Annotated in this window: 18 protein-coding genes; 14 read left to right on the plus strand and 4 right to left on the minus strand. The window is 55.8% G+C overall.

What is annotated here, in order from left to right:
- The first annotated feature begins 26 nt into the window (after positions 1–26).
- On the plus strand, positions 27–2,480 hold the full coding sequence (locus WC811_RS00695) for a YadA family autotransporter adhesin (RefSeq protein ID WP_372639851.1): 2,454 nt from the start codon (positions 27–29) through the stop codon (positions 2,478–2,480).
- A 1,114-nt stretch (positions 2,481–3,594) separates the two neighbouring features.
- On the opposite strand, the gene WC811_RS00700 is transcribed toward WC811_RS00695, so the two are convergent.
- Positions 3,595–4,404 carry a diguanylate cyclase domain-containing protein gene (locus WC811_RS00700; protein ID WP_372639852.1) on the minus strand — a complete coding sequence of 270 codons (810 nt, stop codon included), beginning with the start codon at positions 4,402–4,404 and terminating at the stop codon, positions 3,595–3,597.
- 159 nt (positions 4,405–4,563) lie between these two features.
- Between WC811_RS00700 and WC811_RS00705 the strand changes: the two genes are divergently transcribed.
- Entirely contained in the window at positions 4,564–5,175 is a 612-nt protein-coding gene (locus tag WC811_RS00705) for a tyrosine phosphatase family protein (protein WP_372639854.1), read from the plus strand.
- A gap of 386 nt (positions 5,176–5,561) precedes the next feature.
- A complete protein-coding gene (locus tag WC811_RS00710; RefSeq protein WP_372639856.1) occupies positions 5,562–6,407 on the plus strand; it encodes a transglutaminase family protein in 846 nt (281 codons plus the stop codon).
- A gap of 390 nt (positions 6,408–6,797) precedes the next feature.
- Here the strand turns inward: WC811_RS00710 and WC811_RS00715 are convergent, their stop codons facing one another.
- On the minus strand, positions 6,798–7,076 hold the full coding sequence (locus WC811_RS00715; protein ID WP_372639859.1) for a transglycosylase: 279 nt from the start codon (positions 7,074–7,076) through the stop codon (positions 6,798–6,800).
- 221 nt (positions 7,077–7,297) lie between these two features.
- Here WC811_RS00715 and WC811_RS00720 point away from each other — a divergent pair, with 221 nt between their 5' ends.
- From WC811_RS00720 to WC811_RS00745, 6 genes are all read left to right on the plus strand, one after another.
- The gene (locus WC811_RS00720) at positions 7,298–7,426 is read left to right on the plus strand and encodes a hypothetical protein (RefSeq protein WP_372639861.1); all 129 of its coding nucleotides are present in this window, start codon (positions 7,298–7,300) and stop codon (positions 7,424–7,426) included.
- A gap of 524 nt (positions 7,427–7,950) precedes the next feature.
- Positions 7,951–9,009, plus strand: a complete 1,059-nt coding sequence (locus WC811_RS00725; protein WP_372641718.1) for a glycosyltransferase family 4 protein — start codon at positions 7,951–7,953, stop codon at positions 9,007–9,009.
- Positions 9,010–9,851: 842 nt separating this feature from the next.
- Entirely contained in the window at positions 9,852–10,082 is a 231-nt protein-coding gene (locus tag WC811_RS00730; RefSeq protein WP_372639863.1) for a hypothetical protein, read from the plus strand.
- A gap of 703 nt (positions 10,083–10,785) precedes the next feature.
- A complete protein-coding gene (locus WC811_RS00735) occupies positions 10,786–10,965 on the plus strand; it encodes a hypothetical protein (protein ID WP_372639865.1) in 180 nt (59 codons plus the stop codon).
- A gap of 353 nt (positions 10,966–11,318) precedes the next feature.
- Positions 11,319–11,480 carry a hypothetical protein gene (locus WC811_RS00740; RefSeq protein ID WP_372639867.1) on the plus strand — a complete coding sequence of 54 codons (162 nt, stop codon included), beginning with the start codon at positions 11,319–11,321 and terminating at the stop codon, positions 11,478–11,480.
- Between the two features lie 38 nt (positions 11,481–11,518).
- Positions 11,519–11,764, plus strand: a complete 246-nt coding sequence (locus tag WC811_RS00745) for an SOS response-associated peptidase family protein (protein ID WP_372641720.1) — start codon at positions 11,519–11,521, stop codon at positions 11,762–11,764.
- A gap of 79 nt (positions 11,765–11,843) precedes the next feature.
- Here the strand turns inward: WC811_RS00745 and WC811_RS00750 are convergent, their stop codons facing one another.
- Positions 11,844–12,161: an H-NS family nucleoid-associated regulatory protein gene (locus WC811_RS00750; RefSeq protein WP_372639869.1), complete on the minus strand. Its 318-nt coding sequence runs from the start codon at positions 12,159–12,161 to the stop codon at positions 11,844–11,846.
- Positions 12,162–12,787: 626 nt separating this feature from the next.
- Between WC811_RS00750 and WC811_RS00755 the strand changes: the two genes are divergently transcribed.
- On the plus strand, positions 12,788–13,012 hold the full coding sequence (locus tag WC811_RS00755; protein ID WP_372639872.1) for a hypothetical protein: 225 nt from the start codon (positions 12,788–12,790) through the stop codon (positions 13,010–13,012).
- Positions 13,013–13,260: 248 nt separating this feature from the next.
- On the opposite strand, the gene WC811_RS00760 is transcribed toward WC811_RS00755, so the two are convergent.
- Positions 13,261–13,851, minus strand: a complete 591-nt coding sequence (locus tag WC811_RS00760; RefSeq protein ID WP_372639874.1) for an NYN domain-containing protein — start codon at positions 13,849–13,851, stop codon at positions 13,261–13,263.
- Positions 13,852–14,267: 416 nt separating this feature from the next.
- On the opposite strand from WC811_RS00760, the gene WC811_RS00765 reads away from it, so the two are divergent.
- The 4 genes from WC811_RS00765 to WC811_RS00780 all read left to right on the plus strand — a co-directional run bounded on the left by WC811_RS00765 (position 14,268) and on the right by WC811_RS00780 (position 17,749).
- Positions 14,268–14,690, plus strand: coding sequence for a hypothetical protein (locus tag WC811_RS00765; protein WP_372639877.1), 423 nt, complete (start codon positions 14,268–14,270; stop codon positions 14,688–14,690).
- 110 nt (positions 14,691–14,800) lie between these two features.
- On the plus strand, positions 14,801–16,099 hold the full coding sequence (locus tag WC811_RS00770; RefSeq protein WP_372639879.1) for a Mur ligase family protein: 1,299 nt from the start codon (positions 14,801–14,803) through the stop codon (positions 16,097–16,099).
- 173 nt (positions 16,100–16,272) lie between these two features.
- Positions 16,273–16,854: an N-acetyltransferase family protein gene (locus WC811_RS00775; protein ID WP_372639881.1), complete on the plus strand. Its 582-nt coding sequence runs from the start codon at positions 16,273–16,275 to the stop codon at positions 16,852–16,854.
- A gap of 121 nt (positions 16,855–16,975) precedes the next feature.
- On the plus strand, positions 16,976–17,749 hold the full coding sequence (locus WC811_RS00780) for an ATP-grasp fold amidoligase family protein (protein ID WP_372639884.1): 774 nt from the start codon (positions 16,976–16,978) through the stop codon (positions 17,747–17,749).
- Positions 17,750–17,763 lie beyond the last annotated feature (14 nt).

The following is a 17,763-nucleotide window of genomic DNA, read 5'->3' on the forward strand; positions in this document are numbered from 1 at the left end:
CGTCGTGTTGCGTAAGAGGGTGTCTGATGTCGCGTCGTAAGCCGGGGCCTGACTTTTGTTGTCCTAAATATCGTACTTCAGCGTCGCCGCGGCGGCAGCGGAATCCAAAGCAAACGACAGTTGCGTTTGTCGCACTGTTAGCGGTCGCCGCGCAGCCCGCTTGGGCCGGTTCAAGCTCGCCGAATACGCCGCCCGCGGCGCCTGGGGCATACGTCACCAACACCGGCACGCTTTCGACCGTCGGCTCCGGCGGTTGTTCACAGCAATATAATCCGGCCATTGCAACAGATACCGATAACCAATTGATCGCTCAGGCGACACAGCTGTCGGCTGATATCGCGGGTACGGCGGCCAAAATCACGGCCTTCACGGCAAACGGGGTTGCCGCAGACGCAAAGGCTGCTGCGGCTGCCACGAAGGCAGCCGCCGAGGCAGACGAAGCAGCCGGTCTTGCCGAAGCAGCGGTCGGCGTCGCCACACCTTTAGACGCTGGTCCTGCAGCACCCGGCCTCGCCGCTGCCGGGGTCGGAGCCGGCATCGCATCGGGAGCCGACGCGGCGATTGCGACAGCGGAGACCGCATCGAGCGTAGCCTACGCGGCGCAGGTCGCAGGTTTAGGGTTCGACGTCACCAAAAACACCGCGGCGGGCGTGGCATTGGGATACTCCAACGACGCGCAAAATCTCAGGAACTACGTCGCTGGCGCCCATCTCCCAAATTGCAATCAATCGTACAACGGCACCATCAGCGTCAATGTCCCCAATGGGCAGCCCGCCCTCTTGGCGACTGGGGACGCGTACATCGACGGAAATCTTAATACTACGGGAGACGCTAACGTCGGCGGCAACATCACCGCCAGCCAGCTCAAAGCGACCCAGGGAATTTCGGCGGACGGTGGCGCAATTACCATCGGCAATCCGGACCTCACCACCTACCAGAGCGGCGTCACGATTGGCGGCGGTGCGCTCGCCGGTGCTGGTACAGGCGGTGCGCAAGCTTTCACGGGCGATGTTTCTGCCATTGCGATAGGCAACGGCGCCAGCGCGGCTATGGCGAACGGAACAGCGCTTGGTAATGGCGCTGACGCGTCGGATGTCGGCGGCACAGCACTCGGCGCGGGGGCGAGCAGTTCGACCGGTATCGCAGCTGGCTTCAATGCGATGACGACAACTGGTGTTTCGATTGGCAATGGCGCCGGCGTCGCTGGCGATGCGGGCGTCGCGGTTGGCACGGATGCACGCGGCAAAGACATCACGGATACGGCGGTCGGTAATAATTCGAGGGTGAATGCAGCGAGCGGCACGGCCTTTGGCGCCAACACCAACATCACCTCGAACTCGGATAATGCCGTTGCAATCGGTGAAGGCACGACGATCGGCGGCGCCAATGCCGTTGGTTCCGATAATGTCACCGCCGTTGGTCAGGGCATCGCAATTCTCGATGACATCAACAACGCTGTCGCCTTCGGTCAGGGTGCGAACGTTGCCGCCGACGGCGGTGTCGCAATCGGTCAAGCGGCGGCCGCGAACAATATTGACTCGATTGCTATCGGCCAGGGCGTCGCGACAAACGGCGCTGCAGCTGTCGGCGTAGGTCTCGGGGCCAACGCCGCCGCGGATCAGAGCGTCGCCGTCGGCAACAGTGCCAACGCTGTCGGATTTCAATCCGTCGCCGTGGGCACAACTGCAGTCGCCGGAAATACCGGCGCGGTTGCGGTCGGGTCCGATACCAACGGTGACGGGCTCGGCGCTGTGGCTCTAGCGGTCGGATCTGTTGCTGTCGGCGACGCGGCTTCGGTCAGCACCAATGCCATTGCCGTTGGAACGAGCGCCTTCGCCGCCGGCGCCGGCGCTATCGCTATTGGCGAAGAAACAACCGCAATTAACGCCGTTGCCATAGGCAGCAGCGCTCATGCTGCCAACGGCGGTGCAGCCTACGGCAATGGGGCAACGGCAACCGGGGTCAATTCGACTGCGGTCGGAGCCAATGCGTCGGCGACGCCTGACGGGTCGGCGGCTTTCGGTACCGGCGCAGTTGCCTCACTCAATAATCAGCAGGTGTTTGGCACGTCGTCCAACACTTATACGATGCCCGGCATCACGTCGAACACAAGTGTCGAAAGGCAAAGCGGCCCGCTTCAGCTCGTTACCTCGGACGCTAACGGCGACCTAGCGTCCGACCACGGTGCAACCTTCAGGACGATCGCACACCTGCAGGCCGGTATCGCGGTATCGCTCGCCGCGGAAGCGCCGCCGCTTACGTCATCGCAACAATTTGCCATGCGACTTGGCTGGGGCGATTTCGAAGGGAACGCCAATGCCGTCGCGTGGAGTGCAATAGGTGTCATCTGTCGCGGCTGCATCACCGCGGGCGATCGGATCACAGTTGACGGCTCCGTCGGCGCGGGATTTTCCGAATACAAGACTTACTATGCCAGCAACGTCGTCGGCGGCCGCGCTGGCATATCTTGGGGTTGGTGAGAATGATGGCGTGCGTCCACGTCCAAACGATAGGAGCCAGAAATGTTGCGTAAGCTCGAAATGATTTTGATTGCTTATCTATCCATAAGCGCGTCCGGCACTGCATTTGCGGGAGGGACCAATACGACGGTAGCTGCCCTTACTACAATGCAACAGGACACGAAAACGCATGCGGGAACGCCCCCGAACGAGGCAACGAGCATTCCGTCACATGTCGGAGCCGTCGTTTTCTCTGGAGGTGCCTTGTCTGCTTTGGGGCCCATCAATTCCGCGTTAGGAGGCGCAGCTATCGCTGCTGCGGCGAGTCTTAAACCTTCATCTAATTTGCAGGCTAGAGCACCGATCGCTAATTCGAATTGATTCTAATTCGTGTTCCCTCTCACTCTAGTGGACTGCAAGCCGTCGGGCAGAATCAAACATATGACGGTATGCGTTCTGACAACGCGGACAACCCATTGAAACGTCATCACCGGAACGTCTCGCGAACAGTCAGAACCCACCGTCCAATCGTTATCGCGCTGCTGACCGCGGTGAAACAGATCCTTTGGATCGTCGCCGCCTTAAGGGCTATTCGGAAGAACCGGGATGCGGACGATCTCCAGCGGGATATCCTCGGGTGAAACAACGAAATCGATGCAACCACAAGCGATCGCACTATCCGGCATATACCTAAGACGCGGCGTGCCTCCTGGTGGACGCCCACCTGGATGAGCGGACTGGAGTTGCTGTCGAGGCTCCATCACACGGGCCGCCGGCTCCCTCAATGACGATGACGGGTGGTAGTGACGTCCAGATTGCGGCCCAAGCCATGCAAGCAGGAGCTTCGGATTTCGTCGAGAAGCCGATCGGCCGGCATAATCTGTTGAACAGCATCGCGCACGGGCTCGAGCTATCACTAACCTGCGACAGCATATGGTAAGCTCGAGCTTAGGTGTGCGACGGCCACGCTGAGGCGGCTGGGGGTTGCGCTTTGAATGTTCAATAGGGCGGTACGCTCCTAAGAGCGGCGCAGCTACCGGTCCGCTACAACTCCCTTTGAGCCAGTTGGGCTGAACCCTCTCCTGACTGTGGGATTGGACGGCGAGACTGATCTGCGGGAGCCGACGGACGATTATTAAGCCGTTTGTCCGAGTTTTACGTCGGCAAAGAATGAGACGGCGGAATGGCTAGCTTCTTTAGCGTCATACATCGCCATATCGGCGCTTTGCAGCAATTCAGTTGAAGTTGAACCATCAAGGGGGGCTGAAGCAACTCCGATGGCTACTCCAATGAAGTGGAGACGTGAATCTATTTCGATGCCGTCAGATAATGCTTGGACAAAGCGGAGCGCTACACTCTGCTCCTGCTTACGTGAGGGGAGGGAAGGAGCAAGAACTGCAAACTCATCTCCACCGAGCCGGGCAACCAAATCCTCAGACCGAGCGGCGGCTTTGAACCGAAGAGCGACGACCTTAAGCACTTCGTCACCACACGCATGACCGAACTGGTCATTGATTGCTTTGAATCCATTGAGATCGAGCAAGTAGACCGTCGGGTGTGCGCTTCGATCCAGAGACACTTGCAGACAGCGAAGGAATTCTCGCCGATTGGGTAATCCCGTCAGCGCATCCGCCATCGCGAGCGAGCGCTGCTCCTGCAATTCAGATTCCGCGAGCACCCGTTTCGTGCGATCCTGCCGTTCTTCAAGAAGGCGTCGCCAAATGAATATGGTCGCGCATAGCGCGAACAGTAAGCCAAGCGCAAACAGTTCTTCGCTGCATATCGTACGCTCGCGAGGGGTAATATCGCTCCATAGCTCTTCCAGATCGTAGGCTAGGGCAAGTGTGACCCCGATCGCCATAGTGGTGATCGTCAGCGATAAATCAAATGCGCTCGTGAGAGGATGACGCTTTATCGTCTGAACGAAAGTAGCGAATTTTACCACGGGAAACCTCAGGAAATAGCTCGGCATGGTAGTAAGGGATGGTTGAGATCTCCGTAAAAGCGATTGTCAAATTGTAGTATCCGCTGCGGATGTCTCCGTGGAACCGCCGCGCCGGATCTTGCCCCGATTCCATTGGAAACCACGTCGGATCTATGGGTGATGGCCGCCCCGGATCGCTCAAAAACAAACTTGTGCCGCATATACAAGTCATTACTCCCCAAAAATCATGGAGCATTGGTTTTGAAGCACCGTATCCACGTATGCGGCCTGCGTAACGTCTCGAAAACTTCTGAAGCGATTGGCGCCGGTCATCTGGTGAGCGCTATCGAAGCCCACTCATTCCCAAAAACGCCTCGGAACATCCTGCGCGGCCGCCATCTCAGACTTGATATGGACGACATCGCACAAGCGCAGCCCGACATGGTGCTGCCGTCGGAGAGGCATGTTCTCGACCTGCTGGACTTCGTCCAAAGCTGGGATCAGAAGTCTCCGTTGCTCGTTCACTGCTTCGCCGGAATGAGCCGCTCCACGGCCTGCGCCTATATCGCAATATGTGCGCTCAACCCCCAGGCCGACGAAGAACGGATTGGGCAATCGATGCGCAGATTGTCAGCGACGGCCACTCCCAACCGCAGGCTTGTAGCGCTTGCAGATGATATCCTCGGACGCGACGGGCGAATGATCGCCGCGGTTAGCGACATGCACGCGTGCTTCAACGATGTGGCTACGCCTTTCAGTGTGGGCCCGAGCGACTTCCTGGAAACCGCTTAACTGAGCCGCTGGCTCGACCGCGAACGTTCTAGTCGGCATAGTCATTGTGTCTAACGAGAGCTGGTGTGTCGGGGGGCAGTCGGGACCAAGGAATCCGGCGCACGTAACACAACATGGGGCGCTCGCCCTGGACGTTTGCCTTATCTCGGCAACGGATGCACGCGTTCCTTCGATCTAATGATAAGAGGTTGCGACAAAGCGGACTTGGTTCCCGGTGGTTCCGTTCGCGGACTATAGTACTGTCTTCCACGCCTCGACTTTTGGGCCGCAGGGTGTGCAACTACACGGTGCCCAGGGGCTCGGGATGGAGACGGCGCCATTTCGTCGTTTTTGCGGAACTCTCTGAGACGGGCGGCGTTAGTGGGCTTTCAAACAATGGGCTTTCGATGGAAATCAACGTAGGTTGTACGCTGCGCTATCAGATGGCATCGGCGACCGGATTCGTGTTTCAGATAGAGGCCGCGAAGGCGGACAGCCAGTTCGTCAAGAGCGAGCTGCTTACTATCCCGGCAGGTCCAGATCCTTCGGGGTATACGTCGTTCGTGGATGCCATCACATCAACACGTAAGGTGCGTGCGATGCTCGGACCTGGCGTGGCCGAGATCAACTATCGCGCCACCGTCGATGTCGACACCACGGGATTCGATCCCAACAGCGTCTATGAATTTGATTTCGTGAACCTGCCGATGGACTCTCTCGAATACGTCGCGCCGAGCCGATATTGCCCATCGGATACTTTTACGCAGTTTGCGAATGAGGTGTTTGGCGGCATCCAGCGTGGGCACGTTCGGATACAGGCCATCAGCGATTGGGTATATTCTCACATAGGCTATCAGAGTGGCGCTACGGGGCCGTCCTCTACCGCGGTGGATGTGTTTCATAGCGGCCAAGGGGTGTGTCGTGATTTCGCTCACCTCGGTATTTCTTTATGCCGGGCGCTCGGTATCCCGGCGCGTTATGCAAGCGTTTATGCCGACGGACTCGTGCCGCAGGACTTCCATGCGGTCTTCCAAGCCTATCTCAATGGGCCGACGGGCGGCAGATGGTTTACGTTCGATCCGACGCGCATGAGTTCATCGGATTTCGTTGTTCGAATCGCTGCCGGCAGGGATGCGGCCGACGTGGCCTTCGCGTGGCCGCAGGGCGAAGTTGCGTTTGAGGCGCCACAGGTGTTCGTCGAGGCTATGGGCCGTCAGGATCGGACGCGCAGCTCACTCGCCATCGGAAATTAGCGGCGGCATTTCGTTGATGCTATGCGGGAAAGAACTCGCGTTCGATTGACGATAAACATTCATTACTTTTGAGCATATTTGCCGACGGGAGCGCGAGAAAACCGCCCCTAAGAGGCTCGGCCTCCGGCATTTTCGCTCGGAGGCCTAGCTGCAAATTGATAGGTGCTGAAATACCGATCGCCGTGCGCGCCGAACCTTGTCCCAGACTTAGCCGACGCTTTTCGAAGCGGAAACGCGCTTAGTCCAATGACGGCTTCGGATCGTCGATCGGAATCGGAGGGGGCTGCGGTGGGTCTTTGGGTTCGGGAGGTAACGGCGGGAGCTGTCCCGGTTCCTGTGTGGGATGGGGAATCGTCGGTGGATCGTCCTCATTGCCCATCTGGAAATCTTTCATGCACGACGCCAGAGAATGATGGTCACGAAGGCTCCCGCGATGGCGGCGACGTAAAGAAGTAACGTCGGTAAGAGTTCGAGAATGACGCCGATATGGAAACCCATGAAGGAGCCGGCGATGCCGACCAAGGCAAACGTGATATCGCCAGCGCCGGTTGCTCCGGCAATTTGACGACCGAGCCAGCTTCGGCCCGCGCGGTTGAGGAAAAGGCCGACGATAATCCCGATCAGTACGAGGAGGATGAATGTGACGATGGCAGTCGTAAGAATGGGCATGGTGCGATCCTTTTGAGTATCTCTCCGGCCGAATACAACGCTGCGGAGCCAACGATGGTTCGGTGGGCTGGGATTTTCTTCGGGCGAGAGCCGTCAGCGCGAGGTTAGACGGAGCGTCGGCGGGTTCGATTGCTCGGCAAAATTCAGCTGGGTCGAGTGGGTGCAGGAACATCCGCGCCAGTTCCGGCGTTTCCGGACGCAACACAGCGAGGAGCACGACAATGGACGGAAAATCATTCCTTATCGGGGCGCTGATCGTAGCGCTTCTGGCCGGGGGCTACTTTTACTACGACAGCACGCGTTCGCAGGTGAAGATCAATGCCGATGGGGTGAAGGTGCAGGCCGAGTAGCGAGTGTGCCGACCATCGGCTTGTCGACGACGGGAGATACAATCTTTCGATAAGGGTGCGCGAGGGGGAGCTGGATGGGGTCTGCTCGGCAATGACGAATGCCAGGTGATCGCAAGAACGGCTTCCCCGCGCTCGAATTAGTGCCACTCGTTTGAAGCGTTGGCTTTCGCCTGGCGGTTGGAATATGAGCGTGGGGATGCCATTATGGGAGATGAGTTCTTCATAGACGAGACGGTCTTCCGGGGGAATATTTTGTGCTTGAACGCATTCTATTTGTAGCAGACGGGGCGGGCTTTGTCTTACAAGCGCGATATTGCGTCCCGAAATCGGTTCTTCGTCGTACTGCGATACCATCGATTTCCCGGCCGTTGGTTTCCCATCATCGGCGCCGATCCAACGTCGCCTGATTGCAATTGCGGGCGGGCAATATTCATTGGGCCGACGTCGGGCGATGAGGTCGGTCTCCAATTGCTCAGAACATCACATGAGACGACATGCACATCCTTTGCTTTATGCCCCGCAACATGAGATTTGGTCCGTCGAATGCGACGTCGATCGATCTTTGTGTGCATGACCTCATCCTCGCGAGCCGCTATCGTGAGGAGACAAGGATCCTCTGCTGCGAAAACGAGACGTTGTTTCCAGGCTTGCACATATCGACGTATCCGCCCTCGATAGACCGCCGTAAGGCAAAAAAAATAAAGTTCGCGTTGGCGCAAGCGCGGTCGAATTCAGCCGACGTGATCGTCGTGCAGCAACATCTTCCAACGGCTGCAGGCGTGGCGCGACGAAGCCCGATGCCGGTCATCCTGCATAAACACAACATGACGAAGCCGATACCGCCCACGGGATTTTTCAATCGCGTAAGGCGTAGCTGGCGTATTCGTCAGCATAATGCATTGGCGGGGATCATGTTCGTGAGCGAAGCCTGCCGAGACGAATTTCGCGCCGATTGGCCTGAAATTTCGACGCCGATGGCCGTCGTCTACAACGGGTTGGACTTCGATCAGTGGCAACCCGCGGAACATCCCCGAAACGAGATTATTTGCGTCGGGCGAGCGGCGCCAGAGAAGGGCATCAAAGACGCGGCAGAGGCTATCGTTCGTGTCCTTGCAGCCGAGCCTCTGTGGTCGGCACGGTTCATATTGAGCGAATCCCAGCGGTTTCCGGACTATTTGCAGAGTGTCATCGAGACGCTGAAGCCGGTTGCGGATCGAACGACCGTGGAACTCAACCAAACTTTGCCTGTTGTGAGACAACGGCTGCAAGAAGCGGCAATCGCGATCGTACCTTCCAGATGGGAGGAGCCCTTCGGCCGGACCGCTCTTGAGGCTCACGCGGCCGGGTGTGCGGTCATCAGTTCCGGCACCGGCGGGTTGCGGGAAGTCAGCGGCGACTACGCGCTGTTCCTGCCGAAGGATTTCACCGCGAAGGACATTGCCGATCGGCTGGAGCAACTTGTAAGCGATGAGGCAAAGAGAACTCGCTTGGCGAGTGAGGGCCGCGACTATTGCCTACAGAAGTTCGCTTTGAAGGCAGTTTCTGAAAGTGCGGACCGATTTTATCAACGAATAAAAGCCTAATACGAATGTCCGAGGGCCTTGCGTTTCAATTTTGGCGGAGATTGCAGGCTCTCGAAGCCGTTCCCTTGCCCCGGGAGTGTCCTCAAAGCTACATTTCTTGGGCTTCATCGAAGTAGTGCCCGGGAAACCAAACTCTTCAAGCAAGCGAGCTGTCGTCGTGACGCACCGGGCGGCCCCGGTACGAGGACGACTATGCCTAGTCATTTTGATCGATTTGCACTGGAGGTTTCTGCCGCTACCAGTCGCTAAAAAAGGCATTAGCATCGTCGCGTCGTGATAGCCATCAAGCGACAGATCTTGGCGCCACTGAAGTGCATCGCCTGTCGATACGTGCCGCTGGAAAATCGGGAAAAAAATCGCCAAGAGCAGGTGCTGCTCGTAACGTCATGGGAACCGAAACATTCGAGGATCGCGAAAGGTTGGCCGTGGAATAAAGTGAGGAATTCAAAATCTGCGCGCGCGAAGCGAGGTCACGGACCAGGTATTATCGGATAATTAATTGCGTGTCGGGTGGGAACAGTTGGTCTAAAAAAAATTTTCATCGCCCGTGGTTCGAGGGGCTCTCGCACGGCACTCTCATAGATTATACAACGTAAATTCACGAGCGCGGATCGGTCAATAAGGCATGAGCTTCTATGGTTGGGGGAATGTTGAACTATCACGCTGCCGAAGCGATCATAAGTTCAATGCACTTAGCGTGGAGCGACAGTGATCTCTCAAGTCTTCTAGAGAATTTTGCAGACGACATTGTTTATAGGCCCAATTTACGGGATGCGTTTGGGCACACCAGAATCTACCGCGGTCGGCGGGAACTCGAACGCCTTTTCCGGTACAAATCTGAAATGCTGACGTCGACAACGACGGTCGAGCAGTTCGCTTACGCGTCGGGGATAGCGCGCACCAAGATAGCGTTCATCCAGGGCCATCATCGGACCGGCCTGACTTACGTCGGCACCTATCGGCAAATCGTGATGTTCCGGGGGCTGAAGATCGCGTTGCTTGAAGAGCTTCACGACGCCGAAAAGCTTCGCGCGTTCTGGAATTTGGTAACGGCTGAGGAAGGCGAACGGTGATGTTGGGGGGCAATCGTCCAGGGGTAACGCTCGCACTCAAAGAACTCGAGCGAACTGTACGATCGCACAGCGACGTGGTTGCATATTGAGCGGCGCTCGAGGGCATCGCCGGGTCGAATTACGTTCAGACTTAGTTATCGGCACACAGCGAGACTTAATCTCTAGCCAGACGAGTAGCTATGACGCTGTTCACGACGATCGACACATCATCAGGATTGAACGGCTTGGCTAGGATCGGCGTATGCGGATAAAGCGCGCTTATTTGGTCCGCACCAGCGCCGTTGCAGAATGCGAACGGGATACCCTTTTTTTTTGAGTGTGCGTGCAATCGTTTGAGCGTCGCTATCCTCAAGAACGTAATCCATTAGAGCGACGTCGATCTTTTGGTGATCCAGGACGTCGAGTGCTTTCGGCCGCAGAAATATCAAGTGACTGCTCCGCGGCTTCGGCCAGTGCGTTGTTCAATGCACGCGAGCGCAAAATTCTATCGTCAAAGCTGTAGCCATCGATTCGCATAAAAATTTCTCAAATGCTCAAAAAAAGACAGTTGAAGAAGATATGCCGTATGCGTCATATTTACTGAAGATTGCTATGCTAATGCGACGAACGACATGTGACAGAGATTGATATTCCAAAAGCGATTTGAGCTTAGCACGGAAGTTAGAGCTTGCCGACGTGAATGGGTTTCGTAATCGGGTGCATAATGCCAACGACGAATAGCATCACTCTGCTCAATATCTGCCGGGCAATTGAACAAACACCAGATGAAGGGCTTATGGCGATCGAGCGTGACGCCCTGGTCGCGACACGAAAAGCCTTGCGAGCCCTCAGGCAAGAAGTGGATCGAGCATTGTTGCGATTGGCAATTTTGGACGAGCAATGACCGAGTCATCGACTTGCGTCCCGCGCCTGCTCATTACGGTTTATCGCCATATCTTGCACGGTATTTTTTAGCTGCGGTTTGGAGGGATGGTCTTGCCCTGCGTGAAGGATTTAGGGCACCCCCGCGAGGGCACGTGGAGTAATGTCTTGGCAATGAGGGAATTGACTGGTCTTGCCGCGCAGGAGATAGGTAGATCTCAAAAGTGCAGTTGAAACCGCACTCCTACAAATTCGCACCGAGGAATGATGGTCGACTGAGACATCGCGTAACGTCGCGACTGCTGGCCACTGGTCTCATTTCGCGCTCGCGTCTTTGGCAGGCAGGGTGGTGGTAATCCCGTTCAGCCAAACCACATGCACGTTCGGTCTGAAACAATCGACCGACGACCGACGTTCGACAATGCCTTCGCTCACGGTCGCGTCATTCTCGTCGTCCACACGTTCAACGAAGGCGAAGAGTTGCCGAACGGCAAGACGAAGCAATGGGTCATCACGACGGACAGCCGATTGCGATAGACGTGATTTGCGAGGAGTAGCCGAACGGCCCTGATACACTGGACACGTTCATTCAGGTGACGACGCCAGCCAACGCCCTGATTTCGAAAATTACCGACAGAATGCCGGCCACACTTCAGTCGGACGATTGGGCGACCTGGCTTGGCGAGGAGCAAGGTTCACTGGCTGACGTAAAGGCGGTGTTTCAGACATTCGAGGATGGCGGTAACTGGACGATGGAGGAGCAGCCGCGCACGCGAAATGCCAACGCGAAGAAGTATGAAGGGCAACCGGGACTTTTCTAACACACGATCAATCGGAAACCCAAGGGCACCGCACTGGCAAAGGAGAGCGATGCCCACTACATTTGAAATGTTGACGAACTCAGATTGCGAAATCTTCCAATTTCGCACCCTTCTTCAACCGAATAACGAGCCACGTCGGCTTACGACCGCGACCAGTCCATGTCGACGACTTGTCTTCAGGGTTTGCGTATTTCGCAATTCCGACAGGCTTCTTGGCACCTTTCGAAGAGCCAAACAATTCCGCCAATGAAAAGCCGGATGTTGCCGCCAAAGCGGCGAGCTTCTTTTTAATTTCAGAACGTTCACGGGACCGCGCTTCGATAATAGCGAATTGAAGTTTGCCCTCCAGGCTAACAAGTTCCTTGAGGCTCAAACTTTTGACGTTGATGGCGGCCATTCATAGCTCCAATTGATATTCGAATTGCAAGGGGAGGCACACAAACACTGAAATTAATTACGATGTCAACAACCGCACTTGGCAATTTTATATTTGTTGCAGTGCGGCGATATTTTGCCCGATATGTCGATGTAGTTATGTAGGCGATCGATATTGAGAGTACGAATGACCGCTAAAGCCTCCCTATTCAAAGACTTCTGTCGAGCGTTGGATGACGCGCATGGCGACGTCTTGGCGACTTCCGACAGGGAATGTCTGCTCTCCCTACACAGAGCATTAACGGGACTAAAAGGCGCCGTTGAAACTGCTCTTCTGCAAATCGGTTCGGATGATCGCCTGGCTAACTAGCGTCGAGAGATTGTTCGAAGAGCATCACTCATGCCGTTAGACCCAACACGCATTATTTCCATTATCCGCGAACTTGAACAGACTTCGCCGGAAGCGTTGCAGAAAATGGACCGCGAGCTTTTGCTGTCGATTAGACAGACGCTTCGAGAGCACCAGCGGGAAGTCGAAATATGCTTTTGCGACGGGCGTTCGTGGACGAGCAGCAATTGAATTAGCCGAGCTTGACCTTCGAGATGAGCAACGCTGGACACTACCCCTTAGGACAGCGAAAACTCAATTTGGACACCCGCAAAAAAGCCATCGTCGAGGCTGGTCACGCAGCGTGGAACAATCGAAACCTAGATGGCATGTTCGATTACTATCCCGAAGAGCTTGTCTACACAAGTAATGCTGGAGGCCCTAATGGCGAGCCGCTGACGGCTGTCGGCAAGGCCGGATTACGCGCAATGCTGGCGCCGGTTTTGCCCGTATTGGAGAGCGCCACGTCTGTTGAGCATTTCTAATTCGAATATGATGTTGCACGAGCTCGTGTGGCGACGTGCGCTGTGCATAAAGCGACGGGGCTCCAGCTTATCGGCAGTTACAGGCAAATCATGCACTTCGAAGGTTTCAAGATTTGTCGGCTGCAAGAATTTCACGATGCTGCGATGCTTAACGCTTTTTGGCAGATGGTGGCGGCCGGAACCTCCCGACCGGTACCCTGGATTAGCGAGTAATCTAAGACCGCCGTCGTCTTCCAATTCGTGCCGAACTACACCGGTTTTTTGATCGGGTGGCGTTGCTGCCCCTGTGTCTCGCGGCGGCCGATCTCCTGCTTGAGATCCGCCAAATCAATGAATTGGTCAGCCTGCCGGCGGAGTTCATCGGCGACCATTGGGGGCTGGGTTTGAAGGGTCGAGACCACGCTCACGCGCTTGCCCATCGTTTGAAGCGCCGAGACAAGACTGCGAAAGTCGCCATCTCCTGAAAATATAACCAAATGATCCACATTGTTGGCAAGCCGCATGGCGTCGACCGCCAGCTCCATATCCATGTTGCCCTTGAACTTGCGACGACCAGAGGCATCTAGGAATTCCTTCACGGGTTTTGTGACCATCGTGAAGCCGTTGTAATCCAGCCAGTCGACGAGCGGGCGGACCGATGAAAATTCCTGATCGTCAGCCAAGGCCGTGTAGTAGCTCGCTCGAATCAACCGCGTTTTTTCACGGAAGAAATGCAGCAATCGCTTGTAGTCGATATCGATCCCGAGAGATTTAGAGGTTGCATAAAGGTTGGCGCCGTCAATGAAAAGCGCCAGGCGTTCGTTCGGATGAAAGTCCCACAATACAGCCGTTTTGGTCATGTCTCGCCTTAAAAAGCTCGAAAAAAGTCGTCGTTGCAAGCGCCGGCCGCGAAGCAATTCGTTCAGAACGGATAAAAGAAATCCGCCGCGGTCGATTGGCCGATACCGAACCAATGACCGGTCGTTGGTGAGTATCAGAGGGCGACCCGGGCGTCGTCTCTCGGAATATTGCGCATTCTGTCGGGCTTCCGCGGGCCGGGGGCCTCGCAGGCTCGCGCGAGACTTCGGCTCCGCCGCCGCGATGTGGATCATTTGCTCCGGGCTGCGCGTTACGCTGAAGGCAACCGGCACGTCATTGCATCCATGGTCGCAAGCGCAGCCCATGGACCGTGTGACGTAGAGGATTTGAGGATTGATACCTATAGGCCGAGATTGAAGCGGAGTTTAGCTATTCACAACACATCATCAAAATCGGCGTGTCCTTTGTACCCCGTTTTCGCGTGTTCACTCCCGACGGCGATCACGCAGCGTTCGTGCAATTGAAACCGGGCATCGAGGATCGGCTTCGGCAACTCGATGTTTTGCGAAAATTCATGATCTACAAGGCTGCGGCCGGCTTCGTCATGGTCACCGAGCTTGGGTCGCCAGCCAGCATATTCGTCGTCGCCGTCACGCGCGCCCGGACGCTTGGCGCAATCCGGGGTATCCGGCGCAAACCTGTTCGCTTCGGAAAGATTGAATGGCTCCCGGCTGAACTAATTGACGATTCCATCGCAGCCTTGCTGCCGCCGAAGATCGTCGCGGTTTCCAAAGACGACCTCGCTTTTATGAAAGAGGTCGACGAGACAGGCTCGATTGAGGGGATCAAGTGGCAGCGACTGACAAAGTCTCTGCGCTAGCATTTCTGACTCACGTTCATCGCAAATTTTGGGAATATTGCATTCCCGCAACTATGTCCTCCGTCTGTGCTCCTGTAGGCGTTTGCAATTGAATATTCGGGGTACCCCAAGTGATCGATGCGATCAGTGAAATTCCGAAGATTCTAAAAAAATTCCGCAAGCGCGTTCGAACGAAAGCGCGCGAGCTTTACGCAAAATCCAAACGTTACTGGACCGCCGCGACCGTCGTAGTGGTCACAGGAAGCAGCGGGAAAACCACGACTGTTGCTTTGTTGAAGCATATTCTTTCCGGCGAAGCGCAAGTCCTGTCGCAGGCATTGAGCAATGGCTACACGCAGGCCGTCAGAGCGCTGTCGGCGCTGGAGCCAAGCGATCGGTACGCTGTGATTGAGCAGGGCACCGAAGCACCGGGTCAACTGGCGCGCGCGGCTAATCTTCTGAGGCCCGACGTGGCCATCGTCACCCTTGTCGCCATGGAGCATTACGCGTCGTTTCGCTCGATCGATGCCGTAGCGAAAGAAAAAGCGGCCTTCGTTGAGAAGTTGCCTAACGACGGACTGGCGATTCTGAATTTCGACGATCCGAGGACGCGAGCGATGTCAGGATTAACTCGCGCGCGCTCAGTGTCCTTTGGGACCACTGGCGGCGAGTACAAGGTCACCAACATATCCGAATGCTCAGACGCCTATTTATCGTTCACGCTGACGAGCGCCGATCTCAGCTTGCCGGTGCGAACGAAGCTTCTTGGAAAATACAATTGGCTATCTGTCGCCGCGGCCGCCACCTGTGCACTGGAACTTGGCGTCTCTCCGCAAAACATTGCCGCTCGAATCGCATCGTTTGCCCCGATCCGCGGACGTATGAGCATGCATAGGCTCGATGGCGGGATCAGGATGATCCTCGATACGGCAAAGGCGCCCTTCCATAGCATTTATCTTCCCTTGGAAACTTTGAGTACGATTAGGGCATCCAGGAAGCGATTTGTTATGGGACAAATCAGCGACTACTCGGGCAACGCAACGAGGAAGTACAAGGACACTTACGCTGCGGCTGCCCAGGTAGCTGACGAGGTTTGCTTCGTGGGCCCATGGAGTCACAAGGCGCGTGCGCCAGCCGAGGACGTCGAAAGCGGAAAATTTCGAGCCTTCTCGACTGTGCAAGCTTTGTCCTCTTACCTAAGGGAAACGGCAGTGGACGGCGAGGTCGTTGTCGTGAAGTCGTCTCGGAATCTGCACCTTGAACGCTTACTGCTCGACAGGACCGAAGGCGTTCGCTGTTGGGCGAATGAATGCGGAAGCAAGCTTTCATGCTCGACTTGCGGCCTCTACGGGACTGCATTCTACGAACACAACGGTCGAAACGAACATCGCGGGCGTGTCGCTCAACCACGATCCGAAGTTATTGATTGAAGGCCCATTAAATGGAGTCGCGATCCGCATCGCATTTAGACAACCCACGTCGGCGAACGCAAGTACGTCATTGCACGGAGTAACGGCTTTAGATTGTTTGCCCATCAATGCCGAGACGGGCGGTTCCAATCGGGAAAACCAATAGTGTGACCGCATCCAATCGGGGGTTGCAAATGACGATAGCGGAACCTCGTTACGCGCAAAGCATTGCGATAAGAACCCCTGAATATTCAGATCTTAGCGCAATTTTCCGTTGTTTGCGATTTTACAATGTGCACGTTTTGTGGGGCGACAAGCAACGCGTGGATGTCGACTTCGACGGCGAACATATTCTGACGGTCCGCAATACGATTTCCCACATCGACCTGACCGATAAATGCTGGGTCGCTGACGATGGGAACGAGATTTTGGGTTTCTGCTGTTGGGACTGGCGCGACAGATCAAAGCTGTCGGCGAAAACTATTCTGATATCAGTAACCGACACCGGTCGAACGCGAGGAGTGGGTAAACTATTGCAACAGCGGCGGCAGGATCAAATGCGAGAGCATGGCGCGAGAGACGTTCACACATGGAGCGACGACCCTCGCGCGGTTAAATGGTATCAAAGGACATTTGGCTATGAAATCGTCGGACAAGAGCCCATTCGGCACTCTCTGCACCGGTTTCATTTTGACGGCCAGGGCGACGTCTGGGCCGTTCATCGCGGCTTTGAGGACCAAGACACGCTGACCCATCTACGCCTTGTATTCACATAGGTAGCCAATGTTTCGGCGGCTTGGCGATTGGCTCAATCGAATCTACTTGGTCCGAGAGCGGTATCGCAGGAAGTTTGGACGCTATCCGAGACTCTTTCGGCCGGCATCGTTCGGCGAGAAAATGCAGTGGCGCAAACTATTCGATACCAACGAGCTCTTCACCCTATTCTCAGACAAGTTTCAAGTCCGGTCCTTCATCGAGGAGCGCGGGTTTGGTGCCCACTTAGTTCCCGTATTGTGGCTCGGCGACGATCTTGAAAAACTGGATTTAACGACGATGGGTCTGCCTTTTGTAATTAAAAGCACCCACGGCTGGAAGCAGACCATTATCGTCGACCAACCGGGCTATGATGCCGACGCGATCAAGACCGAGATAAGCGGCTGGTTGCGACACTGTCACGGCTCTCTCAGCATCGAGCCCGGCTATCTCAAGGTTCCTCGTCGGATCATTGTTGAAAGACTTTTGACCGTCGAAGATGGCCGGCCGCCGATTGAGTATAAGCTTTTCGTCTTCGACGGTGTTGTGCGGGTGATTAATAGTATCGTCACAGAGAAGGACCGAAAGTCTCGCTCCTCCTTCCATCGCAAGAATTGGGAGCGGTTGCCATGGTTGGGTCGTCGAACTCCGCTTCAGGATGATCCTCCGCCGCCTCGAGATCTGCAAGCTATGATTGACCTCGCGGAGGGACTTGGCCGCGATTTAGATCATGTGCGGGTTGATCTGTATGCCTGTCGTGGAGAGATATTTGTTGGAGAGATAACGATCTATTCTTGGGGCGGTTGGAATAATTTGAAACCCGAGACGGCCGACGTTGAACTGGGCTCCTACTGGACAGTCAAATCGCCAGCGGCACGAGCGTGGCGAGCGATTGCTTTTTCGACTTGGGGTTGCTGAGTTATGTTCGAAGA

This window comes from Hyphomicrobium sp., from assembly GCF_041659645.1.
Lineage (GTDB): Bacteria > Pseudomonadota > Alphaproteobacteria > Rhizobiales > Hyphomicrobiaceae > Hyphomicrobium_B.

Coding starts and splice junctions, on each gene's coding strand:
- WC811_RS00760 (WP_372639874.1), bottom strand. CDS start 13,851: ATGACCAAAACGGCTGTATTGTGGGACTTTCATCCGAACGAACGCCTG.
- WC811_RS00780 (WP_372639884.1), top strand. CDS start 16,976: ATGCAGTGGCGCAAACTATTCGATACCAACGAGCTCTTCACCCTATTC.
- WC811_RS00775 (WP_372639881.1), top strand. CDS start 16,273: ATGACGATAGCGGAACCTCGTTACGCGCAAAGCATTGCGATAAGAACC.
- WC811_RS00750 (WP_372639869.1), bottom strand. CDS start 12,161: ATGGCCGCCATCAACGTCAAAAGTTTGAGCCTCAAGGAACTTGTTAGC.
- WC811_RS00715 (WP_372639859.1), bottom strand. CDS start 7,076: ATGCCCATTCTTACGACTGCCATCGTCACATTCATCCTCCTCGTACTG.
- WC811_RS00740 (WP_372639867.1), top strand. CDS start 11,319: ATGCACGTTCGGTCTGAAACAATCGACCGACGACCGACGTTCGACAAT.
- WC811_RS00730 (WP_372639863.1), top strand. CDS start 9,852: ATGCTGACGTCGACAACGACGGTCGAGCAGTTCGCTTACGCGTCGGGG.
- WC811_RS00710 (WP_372639856.1), top strand. CDS start 5,562: ATGGAAATCAACGTAGGTTGTACGCTGCGCTATCAGATGGCATCGGCG.
- WC811_RS00705 (WP_372639854.1), top strand. CDS start 4,564: ATGGCCGCCCCGGATCGCTCAAAAACAAACTTGTGCCGCATATACAAG.
- WC811_RS00725 (WP_372641718.1), top strand. CDS start 7,951: ATGAGATTTGGTCCGTCGAATGCGACGTCGATCGATCTTTGTGTGCAT.
- WC811_RS00695 (WP_372639851.1), top strand. CDS start 27: ATGTCGCGTCGTAAGCCGGGGCCTGACTTTTGTTGTCCTAAATATCGT.
- WC811_RS00735 (WP_372639865.1), top strand. CDS start 10,786: ATGCCAACGACGAATAGCATCACTCTGCTCAATATCTGCCGGGCAATT.
- WC811_RS00720 (WP_372639861.1), top strand. CDS start 7,298: ATGGACGGAAAATCATTCCTTATCGGGGCGCTGATCGTAGCGCTTCTG.